At 41.9% G+C, this 4,329-nt stretch carries 6 protein-coding genes; 2 read left to right on the top strand and 4 right to left on the bottom strand.

The genetic code is table 11. The features are described 5' to 3' along the window. Positions 1-233 (top strand): hypothetical protein (locus GJV22_RS22040; protein ID WP_205462009.1); only part of this gene is annotated, 233 nt, incomplete at its 5' end. 77 nt (positions 234-310) lie between these two features. Continuing rightward, positions 311-580, top strand: a complete 270-nt coding sequence (locus GJV22_RS22465; protein WP_238480375.1) for a site-specific integrase — start codon at positions 311-313, stop codon at positions 578-580. Positions 581-650: 70 nt separating this feature from the next. On the opposite strand, the gene GJV22_RS22030 is transcribed toward GJV22_RS22465, so the two are convergent. The 4 genes from GJV22_RS22030 to GJV22_RS22020 form a co-directional block, all read right to left on the bottom strand. Continuing rightward, positions 651-1,028, bottom strand: coding sequence for a glycoside hydrolase family 36 N-terminal domain-containing protein (locus tag GJV22_RS22030; protein WP_163718779.1), 378 nt, complete (start codon positions 1,026-1,028; stop codon positions 651-653). A gap of 168 nt (positions 1,029-1,196) precedes the next feature. Next, the gene (locus tag GJV22_RS22340; protein ID WP_262888233.1) at positions 1,197-1,322 is read right to left on the bottom strand and encodes a hypothetical protein; all 126 of its coding nucleotides are present in this window, start codon (positions 1,320-1,322) and stop codon (positions 1,197-1,199) included. Between the two features lie 57 nt (positions 1,323-1,379). Then, complete coding sequence (gene galE / locus GJV22_RS22025) at positions 1,380-2,399, bottom strand: UDP-glucose 4-epimerase GalE (protein WP_163718777.1); 1,020 nt, start codon at positions 2,397-2,399, stop codon at positions 1,380-1,382. A 122-nt stretch (positions 2,400-2,521) separates the two neighbouring features. Continuing rightward, positions 2,522-4,329 (bottom strand): tetratricopeptide repeat protein (locus GJV22_RS22020; protein ID WP_163718775.1); only part of this gene is annotated, 1,808 nt, incomplete at its 5' end.

Here is a 4,329-nt window from a genome sequence, read left to right as displayed (position 1 = left end):
CAGTCTACAACATCTCTGAAGTTATCAAAACACCGAATGTTGAACTCCGAATGAGAGCAGTCAAAGCGATGACGATCGCTAAAAACAAGTTTTTGATCGGAGCATTCACAGCCCTTCGGGTGAGTGATTTCAACCGGCTCAATGAAGTAAACATTCAGGAGAAATTCATTCGTATAAAACCCAAAAAGGAACCCGAAAGAATGAAGACGTCGTCATTCCAATTCATCCGATAGTTGGCGAAATTCTTAATTCCGGATTTGAAATTACAACTCCGATAAGTGACCAGAAACTCAACAAACAAATCAAGCAGGTGTGCCGCTGTGTAGGGATCAACGATTTAGTAAGTGTTAGCCGAACAGAAGGCAATGAACTGGTTGAACGCAACCAGCAAAAGTGGGAGTTAATCAGCACCCACACTGCCCGTAGATCCGGAGCTACTAACATGTACCTGGCTGGAATTCCGTCCATATCCATCATGAAAATAACCGGGCATAAGACTGAAAAGTCATTCTTGAAATATATCAAGATTAGCCAGGAAGAAAATGCGAAGCTATTGTCTGGACATAAGTTTTTTCAATGAGAGGGCCTTGCTTATTTCTTAGAAGCTCGACTGTCAGGTTATAAATCCGGTCTTTTAAATGAATGACCGTTTATGACACACCCGTTTGCGAACTCTTTGTTTCTACGCCATCAAAAGCCAGCTCCGTATTTAAACTTCCATCGGCATGAATGACAGACAAGGCTAGCTCGTTAATATTCCCCAAACCAAAGGTTGGATAAGCTTCGTAAGAAAAATCACGGTCAGTATCCGGTTTTGGATAGGCTTGCTGATGCAGAAAATTATCGAGAGCGTCAACAGCTTTTCCGTAATATTGAAAGACCAAGCGTTCGCTTTGGTCAACGGCATACACCAGTGACGTTGATTTGGTTTTGACTTCGATGATTTGCGTGTTCTGGCCAACTGCTGTAGTGTAGAAAAACAATGTAATGCCAAGACTATAAAAAATACATTTCAGATAGGTTTTCATTCGTTCTAAGTTTAGTTGATGCATCTTACCTACATAGACGCAGAAATAAATCGCTTTCCCCAAACCGAAACGCAAGAATGTCCCTATTTCAAAAACTCAACCTGCTATCCATGTACCAATCCAGAAGCGTGGACTCTCCGTTAAAAGCAGGCTGGCATAGTCTTACTGTTAATTTTTTTTGAGTATCAAATATCGGCCTTTGTCATCATAACAAATCAAACTTTCAAAAGCGACTTTAGACATTTCATTTCTTTCACCTGTTTCCTGATCTAAAACAATTACGAGTTCTTCCATATCCAATAGCCCTTTATATTTTCTATGATTATCTCAACTCTCTTCAACGCCAACAATTCAATTAGACTCCAACAATCGTCTTTCCCACCTGTAAGCATCTGCGAGGGCCTCTTGCAACGTTTTATTTGACTTCCATCCTAAAATAGCTCTGGCTTTATCTGCACAGCCATAAATCTTCTCGATATCACCTTCTCTTCGGGATCCAAATTCATAGTTAAGCTTCACACTGTTTACTTCTTCAAAGCATTGAATAAGCTCTAAAACGGAATTACCACTCCCTGTTCCGATATTAAATACTTCATATAAAGATTCACTTTTCGAAGAAATTAGAAAATTCAACGCTGCAACATGCGCCTGAGCCAGATCAACAACGTGGATAAAATCTCGCACACAGGTACCGTCGGCAGTATCATAATCATTCCCAAAGACAGTTAGTTTTGGCCTTTTCCCAACAGCTGTTTGTGTAATGTAGGGCACCAGGTTATTGGGTACTCCTAAAGGTAGTTCTCCTATTAGACCAGAGGGATGAGCACCAATTGGATTGAAATACCGTAATGACGTTGCTCTCAGGCATTGATAGGCATGTACGCTATTCTCAATAATATCCTCACAAATAGCTTTTGTATTTCCATAGGGAGATGTAGCTTTTTTTCTTCTATTCTGCTCTGTAACCGGAATAGAGTCGGGCTCTCCATAGACTGTGCAAGAGGAAGAAAAAATCAGATTCTTAATCCCTATTTCGCGCATTAGATTTATTAAAACCAGCGTTGAATTGACATTGTTGCCATAATATTTTAAAGGTTCTTTTACCGATTCACCAACCGCTTTATGAGCTGCAAAATGGATGATTCCCTCAGGCTTTTCTTCCCTGATAATCTCACGCAACATATCTACCTCGGTACAATCAATTTTATAACAAGTAGTTTGTTTGCCTGTTAGCTCATTCAACTGAGAAAGCACACTTTCATTTGAATTACTTAGGTTATCTACAATAACTGGTTCAAAACCACTATTCCAAAGTTCCACAACTGTATGAGAACCAATAAAGCCCAGTCCTCCGGTTACAATTACTTTCATAATTAAATTGTTATTTATTTTCGGGTAATAAAGGTTAGTTAGTAAGGGTGAGATGAATTATTCAAATCCATCTCCCCTTTATTAAATTGCGTTTTAACTTTTTATAGACCTAAAACATTTCGTTAAACGCATTCAAGTTCTTTTACGAGATCAGATATACCAACATGCATTGAATTAAACTCCAATATTTCTTTGGCTAATTCTGACGACACATTGCCGTTGCCGAGCCCAACTTCTGCCAGTGCGATCAGGAATTTAGCGTCGACCGTATTTCGCATCTGAATGTTATCCTCGAACACCAGCAACAGCGGCAACGAAGTCGCAAAGTAGTCAATCTGAACTTTCTCCTTCAGCTTGGCTTCAGCAAATGCTTTGATTTTTTTCAGCAAGTCTTCCGCCTCGGCAGTCTCACCCAGTTCCCTTAACGAAAGTGACTTGTAGTAAGACAATTCAGAATAAGCACTCACGGCCATATCGATGAAGTCTCCCTCCTCGTTGGTGCTGGCAGTGAAGTACGTATTGGCTTCTTCTATTTTGCCCAGGGCTTTCATGGCCATTCCTTTCCAGTAGTTGATGTGTGCCACAGCCTGCAATGGATGGTACTTTTCTCCCAGGTTATCCGGTGTATTCATCGACTTCTCGAAATATGCGAAAGCAACTTTAGCATCCCCTGCTTTCAACGCCAACTGTCCCAATTTCAAACACGCATAAGTATACTGCCGTAAAACCTGGCCTTCGCCACCTTCCCATGGATGGAAGTTTCGATTCTCCATCAGGTTCAAGGCTTTTTTATATTCATCATTAAAATTGTAGAGAGCAGCCAATTCAACCGAAAAGTCATCGCGGGTTGTAATTTGGTCCAAAATCGGCAGCAAACTTTCCAATCGATCTTTCGGATCATCGTTCAATTTTTTGCGTAACTGGTCATATTCATACCGAACTCGCATATCATTTGGAGCGAGTTCAACAGCTTTTTGGAACGCTTGTCTGGCTTTGTCGCCATCCTCAAAAGTATTCCAGTAAGCGATACCCAAATTCCGATATAAAGTTCCGTAACTACTGCCGGCATCTGCTGCCATTTCCCAAACGCGAATGGCATCCTTGTGACGTTTCAGGTTGAAGTAATAGTTCCCCAGCCCGAAAGCCGCAACCGTATTTTCAGAATCGACTTGCAAAGCCCACTCCAACACCAATTGCTCGTAGATGCGCGAAGGGAACACATAATCACAGGAAGCTGTTTTTGCCAATTTAAGCGTTTCAGCAGCATTGGAAGATTCGCCATTCTGCTGGTACAACCAGGCCAGAGTAAACTCTGTCATGACTGACTCGGCCATCGGATTCGGCACCGCACATGCCGGAATTTCATTTTCGTGATGCAATTCAATCACAGCTATGGCCTCCGCATAGAAACCAGCCTCTGCATAATCAAAAGCAATATCCAAAATGGTCTGGGCATCATTGCGCGACGATTGGATAAAGTCTGTATAATCACCAGATTGATTAGCCAGTTCAAATTTAGCCCATTGATCCAATGCATCTGTTTTGAAAAGTTCAGCCAAGACGCTTTGTGCGACTTCCTTCTTGCCCTGACGCTTCAATACAACAGCCTTCAGAATCGCAGCTTTGTTATTCTGGCGATTGGTATCCAGCGATGCTTCCAAGTGCTCCAAAGCTGTTTCGTAGTCAGCCTTCAGGCAATCCAATGTTGCTAACTGGTAATAAGCAGATGCACGCCATTCGAAATTCCAGCTTGATTTGTAAAATAAAGCATAAGCTTCATCTTTTCGCCCCTGGAACGAGCAAGCCAAACCACAGAAATAATGCGCCTCGCCCGATGCCGGGTTGGGATGATAAGTGGTCATGATCTCGATCGCAGCTCTTAAGTTTTGTTCGGCCTCAGCGAACTTGCCGTTCTTCAATTCGACACGCC

This window comes from Mangrovibacterium lignilyticum (genome assembly GCF_010882175.1).
GTDB classification, from domain to species: Bacteria; Bacteroidota; Bacteroidia; order Bacteroidales; family Prolixibacteraceae; genus Mangrovibacterium; species Mangrovibacterium lignilyticum.
Note: the sequence above shows the minus strand (reverse complement) of the source record. Positions and strands in the feature narration are given on the sequence as shown.

Excerpts from the sequence above, each read along its gene's own strand:
- galE (WP_163718777.1), bottom strand. The coding sequence starts at position 2,399 with ATGAAAGTAATTGTAACCGGAGGACTGGGCTTTATTGGTTCTCATACA.
- GJV22_RS22340 (WP_262888233.1), bottom strand. The coding sequence starts at position 1,322 with ATGGAAGAACTCGTAATTGTTTTAGATCAGGAAACAGGTGAAAGAAAT.
- GJV22_RS22030 (WP_163718779.1), bottom strand. The coding sequence starts at position 1,028 with ATGAAAACCTATCTGAAATGTATTTTTTATAGTCTTGGCATTACATTG.